General features: G+C 69.2%; 20 protein-coding genes. 8 read left to right on the forward strand and 12 right to left on the reverse strand.

The features are described 5' to 3' along the window. Positions 1-70: 70 nt before the first annotated feature. Entirely contained in the window at positions 71-727 is a 657-nt protein-coding gene (gene serB / locus NKJ07_RS15280) for a phosphoserine phosphatase SerB (RefSeq protein ID WP_318567654.1), read from the reverse strand. 217 nt (positions 728-944) lie between these two features. Here serB and serA point away from each other — a divergent pair, with 217 nt between their 5' ends. Beyond that, the gene (gene serA, locus NKJ07_RS15285; RefSeq protein WP_318567655.1) at positions 945-2,540 is read left to right on the forward strand and encodes a phosphoglycerate dehydrogenase; all 1,596 of its coding nucleotides are present in this window, start codon (positions 945-947) and stop codon (positions 2,538-2,540) included. A 9-nt stretch (positions 2,541-2,549) separates the two neighbouring features. Here serA and NKJ07_RS15290 read toward each other — a convergent pair whose 3' ends face one another. The 3 genes from NKJ07_RS15290 to thrC all read right to left on the reverse strand — a co-directional run bounded on the left by NKJ07_RS15290 (position 2,550) and on the right by thrC (position 4,705). Continuing rightward, positions 2,550-2,753: a glycine zipper domain-containing protein gene (locus NKJ07_RS15290; protein WP_318567656.1), complete on the reverse strand. Its 204-nt coding sequence runs from the start codon at positions 2,751-2,753 to the stop codon at positions 2,550-2,552. 84 nt (positions 2,754-2,837) lie between these two features. Next, on the reverse strand, positions 2,838-3,158 hold the full coding sequence (locus tag NKJ07_RS15295; protein WP_318567657.1) for a hypothetical protein: 321 nt from the start codon (positions 3,156-3,158) through the stop codon (positions 2,838-2,840). Between the two features lie 242 nt (positions 3,159-3,400). Next, positions 3,401-4,705 (reverse strand): threonine synthase, encoded by a 1,305-nt coding sequence (thrC, locus tag NKJ07_RS15300; RefSeq protein ID WP_318567658.1) that lies wholly within the window; start codon positions 4,703-4,705, stop codon positions 3,401-3,403. A gap of 88 nt (positions 4,706-4,793) precedes the next feature. Here thrC and NKJ07_RS15305 point away from each other — a divergent pair, with 88 nt between their 5' ends. Next, positions 4,794-6,035, forward strand: a complete 1,242-nt coding sequence (locus NKJ07_RS15305; protein ID WP_318567659.1) for a PQQ-binding-like beta-propeller repeat protein — start codon at positions 4,794-4,796, stop codon at positions 6,033-6,035. A 3-nt stretch (positions 6,036-6,038) separates the two neighbouring features. Here NKJ07_RS15305 and NKJ07_RS15310 read toward each other — a convergent pair whose 3' ends face one another. The 4 genes from NKJ07_RS15310 to NKJ07_RS15325 form a co-directional block, all read right to left on the reverse strand. Then, positions 6,039-6,419, reverse strand: coding sequence for a helix-turn-helix domain-containing protein (locus tag NKJ07_RS15310; RefSeq protein ID WP_318567660.1), 381 nt, complete (start codon positions 6,417-6,419; stop codon positions 6,039-6,041). Positions 6,420-6,500: 81 nt separating this feature from the next. Continuing rightward, positions 6,501-6,752, reverse strand: a complete 252-nt coding sequence (locus tag NKJ07_RS15315) for a DUF8001 family protein (protein WP_318567661.1) — start codon at positions 6,750-6,752, stop codon at positions 6,501-6,503. Between the two features lie 93 nt (positions 6,753-6,845). Then, entirely contained in the window at positions 6,846-7,535 is a 690-nt protein-coding gene (locus NKJ07_RS15320) for a DUF5828 family protein (protein WP_318567662.1), read from the reverse strand. An 83-nt stretch (positions 7,536-7,618) separates the two neighbouring features. Further along, positions 7,619-7,849 (reverse strand): DUF8007 family protein, encoded by a 231-nt coding sequence (locus NKJ07_RS15325; RefSeq protein WP_318567663.1) that lies wholly within the window; start codon positions 7,847-7,849, stop codon positions 7,619-7,621. Positions 7,850-8,005: 156 nt separating this feature from the next. On the opposite strand from NKJ07_RS15325, the gene NKJ07_RS15330 reads away from it, so the two are divergent. From NKJ07_RS15330 to NKJ07_RS15345, 4 genes are read left to right on the forward strand one after another with little or no spacing between them, the layout of a single operon-like run. Beyond that, a complete protein-coding gene (locus NKJ07_RS15330; protein ID WP_318567664.1) occupies positions 8,006-8,398 on the forward strand; it encodes a cupin domain-containing protein in 393 nt (130 codons plus the stop codon). Continuing rightward, positions 8,395-9,096, forward strand: a complete 702-nt coding sequence (locus NKJ07_RS15335) for a DUF8052 family protein (protein ID WP_318567665.1) — start codon at positions 8,395-8,397, stop codon at positions 9,094-9,096. Before NKJ07_RS15330 ends, NKJ07_RS15335 begins: the two co-directional genes overlap by 4 nt. Next, positions 9,093-9,302 (forward strand): hypothetical protein, encoded by a 210-nt coding sequence (locus NKJ07_RS15340; protein ID WP_318567666.1) that lies wholly within the window; start codon positions 9,093-9,095, stop codon positions 9,300-9,302. Before NKJ07_RS15335 ends, NKJ07_RS15340 begins: the two co-directional genes overlap by 4 nt. Positions 9,303-9,340: 38 nt before the next feature. Then, positions 9,341-9,718 (forward strand): DUF6517 family protein, encoded by a 378-nt coding sequence (locus NKJ07_RS15345; protein WP_318567667.1) that lies wholly within the window; start codon positions 9,341-9,343, stop codon positions 9,716-9,718. Positions 9,719-9,936: 218 nt separating this feature from the next. Here the strand turns inward: NKJ07_RS15345 and NKJ07_RS15350 are convergent, their stop codons facing one another. From NKJ07_RS15350 to NKJ07_RS15360, 3 genes are all read right to left on the reverse strand, one after another. Continuing rightward, on the reverse strand, positions 9,937-11,739 hold the full coding sequence (locus NKJ07_RS15350; RefSeq protein WP_318567668.1) for a carbon starvation CstA family protein: 1,803 nt from the start codon (positions 11,737-11,739) through the stop codon (positions 9,937-9,939). 226 nt (positions 11,740-11,965) lie between these two features. Further along, positions 11,966-12,931 carry an ArsA family ATPase gene (locus NKJ07_RS15355; RefSeq protein ID WP_318567669.1) on the reverse strand — a complete coding sequence of 322 codons (966 nt, stop codon included), beginning with the start codon at positions 12,929-12,931 and terminating at the stop codon, positions 11,966-11,968. Positions 12,932-12,935: 4 nt separating this feature from the next. Further along, positions 12,936-13,232 (reverse strand): DUF7990 family protein, encoded by a 297-nt coding sequence (locus NKJ07_RS15360; protein WP_318567670.1) that lies wholly within the window; start codon positions 13,230-13,232, stop codon positions 12,936-12,938. Between the two features lie 109 nt (positions 13,233-13,341). Between NKJ07_RS15360 and NKJ07_RS15365 the strand changes: the two genes are divergently transcribed. Beyond that, positions 13,342-14,646, forward strand: coding sequence for a CobW family GTP-binding protein (locus NKJ07_RS15365; RefSeq protein ID WP_318567671.1), 1,305 nt, complete (start codon positions 13,342-13,344; stop codon positions 14,644-14,646). 82 nt (positions 14,647-14,728) lie between these two features. Then, positions 14,729-16,198 (forward strand): TIGR00341 family protein, encoded by a 1,470-nt coding sequence (locus NKJ07_RS15370; protein WP_318567672.1) that lies wholly within the window; start codon positions 14,729-14,731, stop codon positions 16,196-16,198. Between the two features lie 182 nt (positions 16,199-16,380). Here the strand turns inward: NKJ07_RS15370 and NKJ07_RS15375 are convergent, their stop codons facing one another. After that, a complete protein-coding gene (locus NKJ07_RS15375; RefSeq protein WP_318567673.1) occupies positions 16,381-16,818 on the reverse strand; it encodes an SRPBCC family protein in 438 nt (145 codons plus the stop codon). Positions 16,819-16,921: the final 103 nt, after the last annotated feature.

Below are 16,921 nucleotides of genomic sequence, written 5' to 3' on the forward strand. Positions count from 1 at the left end.
ACGCCGGCCGGAGCGACTGACGCCGCCGACGCCGGCCGGAGCGACTGACGCCGCCGACGCCGGCGACCGCTCACTCCTCGGTGGGCCGCAGCAGGCCGCGCTCTTCGAAGACCTGCGCGAGGCGCTCCATCGTCGGAACGACGAGATCGCAGTGGGGTTCGACGGCCGGCTTCGGGAGGTAACCGACGGCGAGTCCGGCGACTTCGAGCATCGGCAGGTCATTCGCGCCGTCGCCGATCGCGACGGTCTGGTCCGACGCGACGCCGAGTTCCGAAGCGAGCCGTTCGAGTTCGTGGTCTTTCGTCCCCTCGATGAGCGGCCCCTCGACCCCGCCGGTGAGTCGCCCGCCCTCGATCGGGAGCCGGTTCGAGACGATAGTGTCGACCGCGTCGCGAACGCCCTCCTTGTCGAGTGCGCGTTCGACGCCGCGCTCGAACCCCCCGGTCAGGATCGCGACGTGGTGGCCGTAGTCGTCGAGGCGGCGGAGCAACTCCGCCGCGCCGGGTCGGAGCGCGACCTCGCCGTACGCGTCGTCGGCGCGTTCTTCTTCCAGCCCTTCGAGGAGCGACGCGCGATCGCGTAAGCTCTTCGCGTAGGAGATCTCGTCGTTCATCGCCCGCTCCGTGATCTCCGCCATCTCGTCGGCGACCCCCTCCCGGTCGCCGAGCAGCACCGTCATCTCCGAGTCCGAGAGCGTCCCGTCGAAGTCGAACGCGATCAGTTTCATACCCGATCAACGACGCCGTGACTTTGAAAGCTTCCCATCTCCGGTCGCGTTCCAGACGAGGGGGCCGTCTGCGGAGGATGAGTCGAAAACCGGACCGCGGTTTCAGTGGTCTGAAACGTCCGTTCGCGCCGGTTCGTGCGTCGTGTGAGCACATTGGTCCCGGGCGAATCGCCCGGTGAAGATAACGCTTAAACGCGCGCCCAAGAACCGTACGCTCATGAAGGTACTCGTCACGGACCCGATCGCGGACGCGGGCATACAGCGTCTGCGCGACGCGGGCCACGACGTCGTAACGGACTACGATTCGGAGGGCGACGCCCTCCTCGACGCGATCGCCGACGCGAACGCGCTCGTGGTCCGATCCGGGACCCAGGTGACGCGCGAGGTGTTCGAGACCGCACGGGATCTGGTCATCGTCGGGCGGGCAGGCATCGGCGTCGACAACATCGACATCGACGCCGCGACCGACCACGGCGTCGTCGTGGCGAACGCGCCGGAGGGGAACGTCCGCGCCGCCGCGGAACACACGGTCGCGATGGCCTTTGCGACCGCACGCTCTATCCCGCAGGCGCACGCTCGCCTCCGCGGGGGCGAGTGGGCGAAAGGGGAGTACCTCGGGACGGAGCTCAACGGCAAGACGCTCGGCATCGTCGGCCTGGGCCGCGTGGGCCAGGAGGTCGCGAAGCGGCTCGACTCGCTCGGCATGGATCTCGTCGCCTACGACCCGTACATCGGCGAGGAGCGCGCCGAACGCCTGGGAGCCGAACTCGTGGCGTTCGAGACGTGTCTCGAGCGTGCCGATTTCCTCACCGTCCACACGCCGCTCACGCCGGAGACGGAAGGGCTCATCTCGACCGAGGAACTGGAGCTGATGGGCGGCGGCTACCTCGTCAACTGCGCCCGCGGGGGCGTCGTCGACGAGGCGGCGCTGGCGGCGGCCGTCGAGAACGGCACGCTCGAAGGGGCCGCACTCGACGTCTTCGAGGCGGAGCCGCTCTCGCCCGATAGCCCGCTGTTGACCGTCGAGGACGTCATCGTCACCCCCCACCTCGGTGCCTCGACCGAGGCCGCACAGGAGAACGTCGCGACGAGCATCGCCGACCAGGTGCTCGCGGCGTTCGCCGACGAACCAGTCATCAACGCGCTGAACGCCCCGTCGGTCGACCGGAGCGCGTTCCCGCGGATCCGGCCGTACATCGAACTCGCCGAGACGGCGGGGAAGGTCGGGGCGCAGGTGTTCGACCAGCGCATCTCGGAGGTCGAGGTCAGCTACCAGGGCGACATCGCCGAGGAGGAGGTCGAACTCGTCACCGCCTCGGCGCTCAAGGGCGTTTTCGAGCCGCTGGAGTGGCAGGTCAACGCGGTCAACGCGCCGAAGATCGCCGAAGAGCGCGGGATCGACGTGGTCGAGACCAAGAGCAGACAGTCGGAGGACTTCCAGAGCCTCGTCACGGTCACCGTGAAGAACGACGAGGACTCGCTCGGCGTCTGCGGGACGCTCTTCGCGGGCGACGACCCGCGCATCGTCCGCCTCGACGGCTACCGCGTCGACGCCATCCCCCACGGCCGGATGCTCGTCGCCCGCAACTACGACCGGCCGGGCGTCATCGGCTTCATCGGGACGGTCCTGGGCGACAACGACATCAACATCGCCGGGATGTTCAACGCGCGACGCGCACCCGGCGAGGACGCCGCACTCACCGTCTACAACCTCGACGACCCCGTCCCCGAGTCGGTCCGCGACCAGTTGCTCGCCGACGAGCGGCTCACCGAGGTGAAGTACATCACCCTCGACAACGGCGACGAGGAGTAGCCGGCGGCGTCAACGGCGGCAGGGGTTCAGTTTCGACCGCATTTTCCCCTTGGCGGTGCCGGCGATGAAGCCGGAGGCACCGCCGAAGCCCGCGCCGATGCCGGCACCGAGCGGGCCGAGCGGCGAGCCGACGAGTGCGCCGACCGTCGCACCCGCGGCCGCACCTTTCGTCGCCTCTTTGCGTTCCGTGCGTGACCTAGACGAGCAAGGCATAGTCGAGGGATAGGAGTGCACAGTCAAGAGTGTACGGGCCGGTCGCCCCGGCGGGGAGCGCCGCGGGGACGGCGCTTTCGGTACTCAGTCGAGTCCGAGACGACGTGCGATCCGGGACCGAAGCGACGAGAGGGCCGTCCGAACCCCGAGGCGCGGATCGTCGCCCGCCGTCGGCGTGGATGTCGACCGTGTCGTGGCCGTGGTCTCGGCTTCGACCTCGGCCTCGCGGTGTTCGAGGAGTCGTTCGTAGCGCTCGATGACCGCCTGCCGTTCGGCGGCCTGCGTCTCGATGTACTCGCGGAGCGCCTCGTTCTCCTGTTTCAGTTCCGTGACGTGGTCGTGGTCGCGTCGCGAGGCCGTGGCAGGTCCGAGGTCCGGTCTCGGCGTCGTCGGGAGCGGTTGCACCTGCGGGTGTCGACTGGGACCTGCCGACGCGGCGGGAGCACGCTCGCGATCCGACTCCGGCGGAAACGTTCGCGTGCCCGCCGACGTGCTGCTGACGGTTCCTGTTGGAAGACTCGGGGGCACGGTACCGACTACTCGGGCGACGATCAAAAGGGTGCGTCAGACGGACGTCACGCACGTTCACGACGACGTGAACGAGTGTCCGAGCCGACGGTCGGAAGCGACGAGAGAACGCGGGGCGGTCAGAACGGCAGGAGTCGGCGGAGCAGACCGGGGGACTGTCCGGGGGATCGGTCGAGGAGATCGAGGACGGCATCGGTGTCGTTGGCGACGGGTTCGGGTTCGTTGCCCGCCTCGAACGCCGCGTCCGGGTCCTTGAGGAGGTGGCCGGTCGTGAGACAGACAACCCGTTCGTCGGCGTCGACGTCGCCGCGGTCGCGGAGCTTCTTCAGGCCGGCGACGCTCGCGGCGGAGGCGGGTTCGACGCCCACGCCCTCCTTGGCGAGCGCGCGCTGGGCGGCCGTGATCTCCGTGTCGGAGACCGAGACGGCCGTGCCGCCCGTGTTGCGGATGCCGGGGAGCGCCTTGGGCGCGTTCACCGGGTTGCCGATGCGGATCGCCGTGGCGATGGTCTCGACGTCGTCCCAGCGCCGGACTTCGTCGGCACCGGCGTCGACCGCCTCGACCATCGGCGCGGCACCCTCGGCCTGCACGCCCGTCAGCTTCGGCACGTCGTCGGCGTCGAGCGCCCCCGACTGGACGAGTTCGCGGAACGCCTTGTACAGCGCGGCGGTGTTGCCCGCGTTCCCCACCGGGAGGACGATCCGGTCGGGGTACGTCCCGTAGTCGTCGGAGAACTCCTCTAAGATCTCGAGCCCGATCGTCTTCTGTCCCTCCAGGCGGAAGGGGTTCAGCGAGTTCAGCAGGTACACCTCACCGGCGGCGGCGAGCTCTTGGACGATGTCGAGACAGGCGTCGAAGTTGCCGTCGACTTCGAGGATGCGCGCGTCGTGGAGCGCCGCCTGTGCGATCTTGCCCGCGGCGACCTTCCCCGAGGGGAGGAGGACGAGCGTTTCGAGGCCCGCGCGCGCGCCGTAGGCGGCGAGCGCCGCCGACGTGTTGCCCGTCGAGGCGCAGGCGAGTCGCCCGACGCCGAGCGCTTTCGCCACGCGGACGCCGACGGTCATCCCCCGGTCTTTGAAGCTCCCCGTCGGGTTCATCCCCTCGTGTTTCACTCTGAGCGTGTCGACGTCGATCGCTTTCTCCAAGCGGGGGACGCGGTGGAGCGGCGTTGCCCCCTCGGGCAGAGTGACGCCCTCCTGGAAGGGGAGCGCAGCGGCGTAGCGCCAGACGCCGCGACCCTCGAAGTCGTCGAACGTCGGCGGGTCGGCGTACGTCACTTCGAGGAGGCCGTCGCAGTCGTCACAGGTGTAGCGGATGTCGGCGAAGGGGGCGAACGTCTCGCCGCACTCGATACACTCCAACCAGACGCCGTCGTCGGCGTCGTCGGGTGCCGTCGGGATCTCGCCGGTCAACTCCAGACTCATTGTCGGTTGGCTTGCGCCGTGGAGTAAAAAGGAGGGCGGTCCCGGCCGCGGGGGAAAACACTTGGCCGCGGTGACCCAAACCGGAGCGATGCCCGCCACCCGCCCGACGACGGCGACGCCGACGCGACGCGCGGTCCTCCGGTCGGCCGCGGCGCTCGGCGCGACGGCCGGCCTCGCCGGCTGTGCACAGTCCGCCGATCGGTCGTTTCCCGACGCGGACTGGCCGATGGCCGGCGGCGGACCACGGAACACGTCCAGCGTCGACGGGACGTTCCCGGAGGCGGTGACGGAAGCGTGGCGGACCGACGTCGGGGGCTGGCCGATCACTCAGCCGGTCGTCGTCGACGGAACCGTCTACGTGGGCACCGACCGACGGTTCCGGGCGGTCGACGCCGCCGACGGGAGCCAACTGTGGGAGAGCCGCCTCCGGGAGCGGGACGCCAACGGGGTGGCGCCACCCGAGGTCGCCGGGTCCCCGGCCTACGCCGCGACCGACGACGTCCTCGTCGTCACGACGTACGAGGGCGGACGCGAGGGTCGCGGCGGACGCGTCGCCGGGTACGACGCGGCGACCGGCGAGCGGCGCTGGGAGCGCACCCCCGCGGGCCGGTACGCCTACAGCGTCCGCGTCGCGGACGGGACGGCGTACCTGCGGACGTCGACGGAGTGTCTGGCGCTCTCGGCCGCCGAGGGCGACATCGAGTGGCGGCGTGAGGGGTTCGAGCCGCTGCGCTACGAGACGTTCAACATGCACGAACCGTTCGGCGTCGGCGTCGCCCCCACGGTCGGCGACGGGACCGTCTACGTCGCCGATCGGAATCGCCTGCGCGCGCTGTCGGTCGACACCGGGGCGGACCGGTGGACGGTCGACCTCCCGTACTGTCTGTCGGCCCCGGCGGTCCACGGAGATCGGGTGTACGCGCGCGGGTACTCCAGTGAGAGTTGGACCGTCGCGCTGACGCCCCAGGGGAGAGAAGAGTGGCGCGCGCCCGTCGGGGGCCTGTCGGCCCCGGCGGCGACCGACGACGTGGCGTTCGTCGTCGACGGTGACCTCGTCGCGCTCGACGCCGCCACGGGGGACGAACGCTGGCGGTGGGACCTCCGGACGGACGTGGTCGGCGCCGCGCCCGTGACCGCCGACGGGACGGTGGTCGCGCTCGGAAACCGCTCCGCCGCGCTCTCCCACGAACGCCCGGGGTTCGGCCTCGGGAGCCGCGTTCGCTGGACCCTCCCGAACCAGACGACGGAAACGGTGCCGCCGGCCGTCGGGGGCGGCCACCTCTACGTGGTGAATCCCTTTACCGATCACCTGGTCGCCTACCGCGGCTGACCCTCACGCCGCCGGTTCGGAGCCGAAGTCGTCGATGCGGCTGTGGACCGTCTCGGCCCACGCGTCGAGCGCCTCGTGGAGCATCTCCTTGGCCTCCGGCAGCGGCGTCGCGGTGTACTGGTAGACGTAGCCGCCGGGGTCGAGCAGTCGACGCTGGCGCTCGGCGAGTCCCTTCTCCATCAGCGTCGTCAACGAGCGGTTGACGTTGCTCCGGTCGCGGTCGAGCACGTCGGCGAGTTCGGCGACGGTGCTGCCGGGGTTCCGTAAGAGCACGAGATACGTCCGGCTCTCGTGGTCCTGGATGCCGAACACACAGGACAGGACGTGCTGGAACCCGGGGTCGTCCGTCTCCAGCAGGTTGGCCATGTCTGGGGAGTCTGCCATGTGGCCGGAACGAGGGGAGCCGTGATTAAATGTCCCCCAGCGGGTGTGCAACGCCGCCGCACAGCCGGGAGCGGGCGGTGGTCAGTCCTCGGCCGCGTCGGTCCGGGCGTAGCCCATCTTCGTGATGCACGTCCGCATCCCGTCCTCGTCGTCGTGTTTGTGCAGCGTCGTCGGCGTGTCGCAGTAGAACGTCGAGCCGTCGTGACGGAGCGTGACCTCGTACGTGCCACCGAGCATCTCCGTCTGGACGACGACGCGCCGTCCCTCCCGGAGCGCCGAGAGGATCTCTTCGGTGGTCAGTTCGCCGGAGTCGATACGAAGCAGTTCGGGCATACGTATTGAGTGAAGCGCGGGTAATATAAATCGGGGGCAACGGCCAACGGTGGCGGTCGCCACCGAACGGGTGCCGCGGGGGACGCCCGCGGCTCAGTTGGTGGTCGACTTCGATTCGGGGTCGTTTCGCGGTGGTTCGACGCCTTCGGCGGCCTCGACCGTGGCGGTTTCCTTCTGGGTGTCGATGTGCCAGCGATCCACCTCCGACTCGTACTCCGAGAGTCGGTCGGAGACAGCCCCCTTGAGGTCGTCGTCGTTGACGTTCACCTCGAAGATGAACTGGTCCTCCTCCCCGGTGCCGCGAGCGGCCCGCTGGACGTTGGCGCTGATGAGTTCGTTGTCGAAGTAGTACGGCGCGAGTTGGGTCATCACCTTCCGGTAGACGGTGTCTTCGACCGCGCGGAGTGCTTTCCGACTCGCCGAGTCCGCGGCGCGTTTGACGTAGTCGATGGAGTCCTGCCACCGCTCGACGGCCCCCTCGTTGTCGCCCTCCTCGACCTTGTCGTACGACTCCGAGAGTTTCCGACCCGCGCTCTGGAGGTCCTCCTCGGGCTTCTTCCCCGCCTTCTCCCCCTCGCCCTCGGCGACACTCGCCTGTGCGGCCGTCTTCTCGTTGACGTCCTGGGAGAGTCGTTCGTGGGACTTCGGCCGCCATTCGTCCCACTCCTCGAACGCCTCCCCGTCGACACCGGCGTCGCGCAGGGCACTGGTGATGCGCTCGCCGTGCTCGACGATATCCCCCCACGAGCCACGGTGTTTGAACCCCGAGATGCTCTCTTCCATTCCTTACCGTAACCCACAGTCGCTACTGCGTAAAAAACTCACCGCGGTAGCCGTTGGCACGACCGCGCCGGCACCCGCGTCGATCAGCGTCCGCCGTAGGTGAGTCGAGTGGCGACATCGTCGAGCTTCCGCTTGATCCCCCCGAGCCACGCGGCCGGTGACACGCGGCGTGCCTCGGCGTCGCTCACCTCGATGCGCCCGCGTGCGAACGGGTCGCGCGCGCTCCGCTCGTCGTCGTCCTGATCGGTCTGTGCCGTGTCCACGACGGACGTCATCGCGCACCGCCCGCAGGTCTCGCTGCCGGTTCCACCCATGCGACGGAGTATGCACTGTCGATGATTAAGTATTACCGTCGTGTGCGGCGGACGCACCGGCCTCCGACCACCGACGCCGACCGGTCCCGACACCTCCACCCGGTCGCCGAGCGAGGTCAACGTGCTTTTTTGTCCGCCCGTGAGATGTGAGACCGTATGGGTTACCGAGTCGTGGAGACGGAGACAGTCGAGCCGACCCCGGACCGGCCGTGTACGCTACGGCGGCTCTCCGAGCGGGCGGGGCTCGAACGGATGGCGATCAACCGGTTCGAGGCCGAGCCCGGCGAGCAGGTGCCGCTGGCATACCACTACCACGACGAGCAGGAGGAGGCGTTCTTCGTTCTCTCGGGGACGCTCCACGTCGAGACGCCCGAGGAGGAGTACGTCGTGCCCGCGGGGAGCCTGTTCGCCGTCGACCCCGGCAGTCCCCAGCGGGCGTACAACCCGGCGGAGGCCGACGCGGCGGTCGAACTCATCGCGGTCGGCGCGCCAGCGGCGTCGGGCGACGTCCACGCGTACGACCCCGACGACGAGAGCCGACCGTCATGACCGCGAGCGACGACAGCCGGCGCGGCGACGGCCCGCTCGGCGGGGACGACGGGGTCGACCGCACGCGTGACGTTCCCCGGGACGTGCGGGAGACGGTCGACGACGAGGTGATCGCTACGGTCGCGGCCGGCGTCCCCGACTGGGACGACGAGTACCTCGATCGGGTCGCGGGGCGGCTGATGTTCAACTACGACCTCGCGAAGGACGAACGGGTGCGGGGCGAGACGTGGGAGCTCTTCGGGAAGATGCGCATCGAGAACCAGAAGCAGTTCTTCCACCGCTCGATCAACTTCGCCAACCACCACGTCGAGGAGTACCTGTTCGCCCGACGCGCGTCGAGCGTCACCACGAGCGAAATAAAGCGGCTCGTCGACCTCGCACACGACCTCGCCGACGAGTGGATCGACGCCGACGAGGAACACCAGGGGACGGAGTTCACGTTCGTCCTCGTCGTGCCGGCCATCCCCGACGACGTCCGCGAGTTCGTCGCGTCGTTCACCGAGCGCCAACTGCTCAAGTTCGGCTACTACGGCCACTACGAGGTGAACGTCGCGGTCGTCGCCCCCGACGCGGAGGCGGTCGTCGCCTCGCCGAACACCGACGTCGACCGGGCCTTTGCGCTCTGGGCGGACCCCGGCGCGGGCGCGGAGCGCTCGGGCGGTCTCCTCGCGCGCCTCGCTCGCGCGCTCCGCCGATGACGGCGCGGCGGCGCGGCGCTGAGCGGCTTTTGCTCTGCTGTGTCGCCCTTCTCCTCGTCGGCGGCTGCGTCGGCGGGCCACAGAACAGGCGAGTGACGGGCACGGGCACGCCGGCCACGCTCTCGGGAGCCACGCAGGAGGCGACCGGCCTGACGCTCGACCGCGAGGCGAACGAGACGCTGGAGAGCGGGTCGAGACGACGCTGAGCGGCGACGTCAGCGTCCGGTCGGTCGTCGAGGTGAACGTGACGACGCCGGTTCGCGAGTACCGCCGCGACGACGGCGTCGTGGTGGGGGTCGTGAGCACCCCGGCGGTTCGGCCCGTCGAGAACCGCCCAGCGTACCGCGATCCACTGGCGACGCTCGCGATCGAAGCGCAGGTCGACTACGCACAGACGCGGTACGACGTGGCGGAAGTCGGCGCGGGCGAGCGCGTGCGGAACGTCACGCTGTTCGGCAACGAGACGGCGCTCGAACGGGTCGAGGCGGCGGCCCGCGGGGAACCCGTGACGGTGTCCCTGACGCGGGGCCGCGACGGCGACGACTTCGTCACCGTGATCGTCGTCGCCCCGGTCGGAAGCGACGTCGACGTCGCCGGGATCGTCGCCGGCGTCGAGCACTGAGCGGGGCGCCGGGCGGCGAGCAGCGAGCAGCGGGCGCCCGGCGGCGGGCGAAGAGTGGGGGTGTCGGCAGGGGCGCTGAGCGAGGCGCGCGCCGACACCGGCGCGCGCGACTGGCGAGGACGTGGTCGAGAGCGGGAGAACGGACGGGAGGGCTGACGCTCGGCGGGTCGAAAGAACGAGAAACGGATGGTCGATTGGGTCGGCGGCGAGTGCGCCGGTCAGTCGTCGTCGGGCGTTCCGCCGTCGGTGGCGAGCGCACCGGTGCCGCCGCGGACGTTCTGGATGTTGTCGTAGCCCATCTTCACGAGCGACAGCGCGAGGAAGATGAGCGTCAGCGCGAGCATGATCTGGACGATGGCCGAGAGGATGCCGAACGTGCCCAAGTCGGCGGGGTTCCCCTGGATGAACTTCGTGTACAGGTTGCTGTAGAAGGCCAGCCAGGCGAGACCGAGCGTCGTGATCGTGACCATGATCGCCATCGGGACGCCCGTCGAGATGAGCTGTTTGGAGTCGTCCCAGTTGGCGAGCCACACCGTCGCCGTCAGGAGCGCAAGCGCCGCGAGCAGCTGGTTCGCGCCGCCGAACAGCTGCCAGAGCGTCACCCACGAGCCGCTGGTGATGAGGATGTAGGCGGGGACGCCCTGGACGGCGGCGTTCGCGTAGCGGTTGACGGCGAACGACTCCGCCGAGGACTCCGGCGTGCCGACGATCTCCTCCATCATGTACCGACCCAGCCTGACGGCGGTGTCGGTCGAGGTAAGAAGGAAGCTCACGAGGACCAGCGCCATGAACGGCGCGCCGAAGCTCTGGGGGATGCCGAACGACGTGAGGAAGATACCCCCGCCCGTGGCGAAGTTCGGGAGGGCGACGCCGATCCCACCGGCGGGGTCGAGGCTCGCGCCGGCGACCGCGAGCGCCGAGAGCGCGACCGTCGCGAGCAGGCCCTCGCCGAGCATGCCGCCGTAGCCGATCGTCCGGGCATCGCTCTCCTTGTCGAGCTGCTTGGCCGTCGTGCCCGAGGAGACGAGCGAGTGGAACCCGCTGATCGTCCCACAGGCGATGGTGATGAACAACAGCGGGAACAGCGGGGCCGTCCCGGTGACGCCCCAGAAGCCGTTGAACGCCGGGATGTTGACCGCGAGCGGCTGGGTCGGGATCGGCGTGATGCCGAGCCACATGCCGCCGACGGTGCCGACGATGATCGCCAGCAGCGCGCCGCCCACGCCCGCGTACAGGAGGAACGACGACAGGTAGTCACGCGGCTGGAGCAGCATCCACACCGGCAACGCGCTGGCGAGCGCCGCGTAGATGATGACGACCGGGATCCACGCCGAGACGTTGGCGTTGATCACCGTCGGCAGGAAGATGCTCCCGCCCTCCGGAACGAGCACCAGCGGGTACTGGATGCCGACCCAGACGCCGGCGAAGACGCCAGTGACGAAGACGGCGGTCCCCGGGATGAACGGCAGATCCAGCTGGTAGAGATAGATGCCGAACAGGAACGCGAGCCCGATGTAGATGAGGCTCGCGGTCGCCGCGCTCGGGAACGCGTCGAAGACGATAGCGACGACGAGCGCGAACACCGCGACGACGAGGATGATGGTGAGGAAGGCGAACCACAGGAGCATGCTCTTGCCCTTCTCGCCGACGTACTCGCCGATGATGTAGCCGATCGACTTCCCCTCGTGCCGGAGACTCGACGACAGCGAGACGAAGTCGTGGACGCTCCCCATCAGCGGGTTGCCGATGGCGATCCACAGGAGCGCCGGCACCCAGCCCCACAGAATGCCGGCGGTGATGGGACCGACGATCGGTGCCCCGCCCGCGATACTCGAATAGTGATGCCCCAACAGGACCGGCTTCTTCGCTGGAACGTACTCCTGTCCGTCTTCGTACTTGTGTGCCGGCGTCTCACGCGCGTCGTCGAGTTCGACGAACCTCGACAGGTACCGCGAGTACCCCAGATACCCCGCGCTGAACAGTGCCAGCACCGCGATGACCAGCCATAGTGCTTGTACCATATTCTGGTACCTCAGAAAGAACCATGAGGAAAGCCCTACTTAAAATTTGATATCTCAGATGAATGGAATTTGAACCGAGCAGAGTAGCTCTACGGCCGGTAGAGCGTTTGTTTACTTTTTTTCGAAGCCGAATTATCGTCTCTCGGTGGAGACAGCTGATTGTATGTCTTGTGGAGGCTTGTGCACCCGTCTCACACGAGCGCCGATATCGAGGCGGAGACCCGCCTCATGCGGGCGGTTCGGCCGAGACCCCGATGTCGAGTTCGTCGGCGACGTCGGCGAGGAGCGAGCCCTTGACCTCCGAGACGCGCGTCTCGATCTCGGCGACGACGGGCTGGTCGAACTCCTCGCGGAGCGTCCGCAGTCGCTCGGTCTCGGTGGCGACGCGGTCGCGCAGAAACCGCGCGCCGCGGCCGTTCTCGTCCGGGTCCGGTTCGGGGGTGAGCTTGTTCACCGCGAGTCCCTCGACGGCGAGTCCGGCGTCGACAAGGTTCTCGACCGCGCGCGAGGTCTCTTTCAGCGAGAGTTCGTCCGGGTTGACGACGAGGAAGAACGCCGCCCGCTCCCGGAGGGTTCGCCCGGCGAACTCGAACAGCTCCTTGCGCTCTTCGAGTCGGGCGACGATCGGGTCGCCGTCCATGATGCGCCGGGGCTCGTTGTTGCCGATGGCGGCCTTCTCGTAGAGGTCGATGCTCTTTTTTCGCTTGTACAGGAGGCGGTCGATCCACCCCTCGAGGAACTCCGGGAGCGAGAGGAGTCGCAGAGTCCCGCCCGTCGGGGAGGTGTCGAAGACGACACGGTCGTACGCGTTGTCGCGCATCACGCTTACGAAGCGGTCGAACAGCGCCGCTTCGTACGCGCCGGGCGTCTGGTGGGCCATCTCGAGCTGGCGGTCGATCTCGTTGACCATCGCCGGGCTCACCTGATCGCCCATCGCCCGCTTGGTCTCCATGAGGTGGCGTTCGACCTCGTCGTCGGGGTCGATCTCCATCGCGTGGAGGTTGTCGATCCCGTCGACGGGAGTCGGCTCGTCGGCGAACTGCTGGTCGAAGACGTCCGAGGTGGAGTGGGCGGGGTCCGTCGAGACGACGAGCGTGTCGAGGCCCGCGGCGGCGCACTTGAACCCGTACGCCGACGAGACCGTGGTCTTGCCGACGCCGCCCTTACCGCCGAAGAAGACGAATTCGCGCATCGGCTCAGAAGTGGTACTGTTCGCCCTTGCGTTCGAGCAGCGACCCGCGGTTCCACATGCGTCGTTCCCACGCCTCGAACTCGTCTTCGAGGTAGGGGAGCAGTTCCGCGGTGTAGTACGACACGGGCGAGGGGATGCCGAACGCGTCGGGGAAACACGCCAGCATGAACGTGTCCTCCACGTCCTCGGCCTCCTGTTCGATCTTCTCGTAGGCCGGGTGGGTGAACAGGCCGTGGAACAGCCCGCGTGCCCACTCCTCGGCGACGGCGAGGAAGGCCGCGATGCGGTCGGCGAGTGTCATACCGTGACACCACCACGTCCGAAGCAAAAGCGTGTCGCATGCGCGCGGCCGTGCGCCACGGACGGACAACCCACCCATTCAATAGTGCGAGACCGTCACCCTCGAACCGATGCCAGGGGACGAGATACCGGTGACGATCCTCTCGGGGAGTCTGGGTGCGGGGAAGACCACGCTGGTGAACCACCTACTCGACAACGCCGACGGCCGAGAGATCGCCGTCCTCGTCAACGACATGGGCGAGATCAACGTCGACGCCGAACTCGTGAGCGGTCGGTCGAGCGGCCTCGCCGGCGACGTGACCGAGCTCTCGAACGGCTGTATCTGCTGTGAACTCCGCGGCGACCTCGACCGGGCCGTGATGCGGCTGGCGCGCGAGCGCGACTTCGACCACCTCGTCGTCGAGGCCTCGGGCATCTCCGAGCCCGGTCCCGTGGCGAAGCTCTTCACGCGGGGCAACGCCTCCGCGCGGTACGTCGTCGACGCGCTGGTGACCGTCGTCGACGCCCACCAGTTCTCGACCGCGTTCGGGGAGGAGCGGACGGTCGAGCGGCGGGGAGCGACCGAGGGCGAGACGCGACCTCTCTCGGACCTCCTCGTCGAACAGATCGAACTGGCGAACGTCGTCCTGTTGAACAAGGCCGATCTCGTCTCCGAGGCCGAGTTGGCGACCGTCGAGGAACTCGTCCACGGCCTGCGGCCCGACGCCGAGATCGTGCGGACGCAGTACTCGGCGGTCGACCCCGACGAACTGCTCGGGCGGCGGCTGTACGATCCCGCACGGACCGCCGAGGCCGCCGGGTGGCGACAGGTGCTCGCGGAGACCGAGTCGCACGACGGGAACCAGGACGACGCGGACGGTGATCACGGCCACGCCGACCACGTCGATCACGACAGCCACGCCGACCACGCCGACCACGACAGCTACGACCACCACGGCGGCCACAGCCACCCCGAGGAGGAGTACGGCGTCACCTCGTTCGCCTACCGGCGTCGCCGCCCGTTCGATCCCGAGCGGGTCGCGGCGGTGCTTTCGGACCTGCCGGCGTCGGTGGTCCGCTCGAAGGGGACGCTGTGGGTCGCCGGCTCCGAACTCACACAGGGGTTCAGCCAGGCCGGCCCCTCTGCGCACGTCGAGGCCACGGGGCCGTGGGTCGCCACCCGTCCCGACTTCGAGCAGGACGCCTATCGGCGCAATCACCGTGACCTGCCGTGGGACGACGAGTGGGGCGACCGCCGGACCGAACTGGTGTTCATCGGCACGGGAATCGACGAGGCGGCGCTCGTCGACCGTCTCGACGACTGCCTCCTCGCCGACGAGGCGTTCGCCGACTACGACCCCGCGACGTGGGACGTGGGCGACTTCCCCGCCGAGACAGGCGAAGAGGTTCGGCTGGCGACGCCGGAGGGGGAGTAAGGGGTCGCGTCGGTCGAGGAGACGGTCGGCCGATCCGACCGGTGTCAGCGTATATGTGCGCGCCGGGCATGGCCACAGAGGAATGCGGTTCATTCACGCCCGGGTCCCCCGAACGGACGTCGACGCCGTACTCGACGTGCTCTCGGAGGAGCACATCGATCACGTCGTGACCGAGGAGGTCGGCGGCGGCGACGGCGACGGCGCGGTGGTGGTCCAGTTTCCCCTCCCGGCACAGGCGGTCGAGACGGTCCTCAACGACCTCCGCGACGCCGGCCTCGACGACTCGTTCACCGTCATCGCCAACGCCGAGACGGCGGCGACGCCGCACTTCGCCGAACTCGAAGAGCGGTTCGTCGAGAAGGGCGAGGAGGACGACGCCGTCGTCCCCGAGGAGATCAGGTCGAAGGCGCGGAACCTCAATCCCGGCGCGCGGACGTACTACGCCATGACGCTGTTGAGCGTGGTGGTCGCGACGGTCGGGCTCCTGCTGGACTCGCCCGCCATCGTCGTCGGGTCGATGGTGATCGCCCCGCAGGTCGGGGCGGCGCTGACGGCCAGCGTCGGCGTGGCGTTCAGCGACGAGCGGATGGTACGCGACGGCCTCGGCGCACAGGTGCTCGGGCTGGGTCTCGCGGTCGCCAGCGCGACGGCGCTTGGATGGGTCCTCCGCTCGACCGCGTTCGTCTCCGGCGCGGTCGACGTGACGACAATCGCACAGCTCAGCAGCCGGACGTCGCCGGGCGTGCTCTCGCTCCTCGTAGGTGTCTGCGCCGGTGCGGCCGGGGCGTTCGGCCTCTCGACCGACCTCCCGGTGTCGCTCGTCGGCGTCGCCGTCGCCGCGGCGCTCATCCCGGCGGCGGCCGCCGTCGGCGTCGGCCTCGCGTGGGGCTACCCCGCCGTGGCCGTGGGCGCGGGCGTCCTCCTCGTGGTGAACATCCTGACGATCACCGCGAGCGGGGCGGTCGCGCTCTGGTATCTGGGCTACCGACCCGAGGCGTGGCGCGAGCGCACCCCGCGCGGGGCGCTCCGGTCGGGCGCGCTGAACGCGACGCTCGTGGCTGGCGTCTGTATCGTGGTCGTGACGGGACTGGTCGGGGCGGCCGTCGCGGAGCAGAGCGCGTTCGAGAACACGGCGAACGCCGCCGTCGAGGAGGTGTTAGACGATCCGGGACACCGGGCGCTCTCTCTCCTGTCGGTCTCGGTCGAGTTCGGCGGGTTCGGGGTGGCGTCGTCCCCGCGGGAGGTGACGGTCCGGCTCAGGCGGCCGGCCGACGAGTCGTACGCGGCGCTCCCCGGACGGTTCGCCGGCCGGATCAGCGCCGCGACGGGGGCTGACGTGACCGTCTCGGTCGAGTTCGTGGAGTCGGCGACCGCGACGGCGCGGGCGAGGACGGAAGCGGCGAGCGACGTCCGACGGATCGATCCGTCTCAGCACGCACACCCGGTCGAGCCGGGCGACCGCTCGAACGTCATCTCCGCGCCGCAGTCGGGACACGACGGCGGGTCCTCGCCCTCGACGTCGAGGTCCAACAGCCGCTCGTTGCAGTCGTGACACCAGTACGCCCCCTTCGACTCCGTCGTGCCGGTGCCGCGGTCGGTCGACTGCGTCGACGCCGCGAACGCCTGCTTGAGCGTTCCGAACAGTCCCATGAGTGGATTCAGCGGATCGTTCGTGATAAATCCCGCCGCGACCGTGCGACGCGCTCGCACGAGCGTCAGTCGCGCGACGGTGTCTCACTCGACAGACGAGGCGAGCGCGTCTAGCGCGCGGTCGAGTTCGCCGCCGCGTTTCCACGCGGCGAGTCGGTCGGCGAACGGGAGCGGCACCGCGAGCGACACCGCGGACCGCGCGGTGAGGCGTGACCCCTCGTTCTCGCGGGTCGAACGGAGCCACGTCTCCATCGACTCGAACGGACCCGCGTCGCCGACCTGCGTGTAGTAGTAGCCGTCCGGCCGCCGCTCGAAGCGGAGGTCGAACGAGAGGCCGCCGCCGCCGACCGTGACCACGGTCGCGTCGTCGTTGGAGTCGCCGGAGTCGCCGGAGTCGCCGGAGTCGTCGACGCGGCGGACCTCGAAGCTCCCCTCGGCCGCGACGATCGTCTCGGGGGAGAGCCGGCGAGCGAGTTCGGCGGGCGTGGCTCGGACGAATCGCGAGCGTTCCACCTCGGCCATACGCTCGGCTACGCCCACCGGGGGTGAAAGAGTAGCGGAGTCGAAAGCGGTGTCAGACGGTCTGTTGTCGGTCAGTGCCGGCTATCGCCACACCCCCGGGGGT

It is taken from the genome of Salinigranum marinum (genome assembly GCF_024228675.1).
Taxonomy (GTDB): domain Archaea; phylum Halobacteriota; class Halobacteria; order Halobacteriales; family Haloferacaceae; genus Salinigranum; species Salinigranum marinum.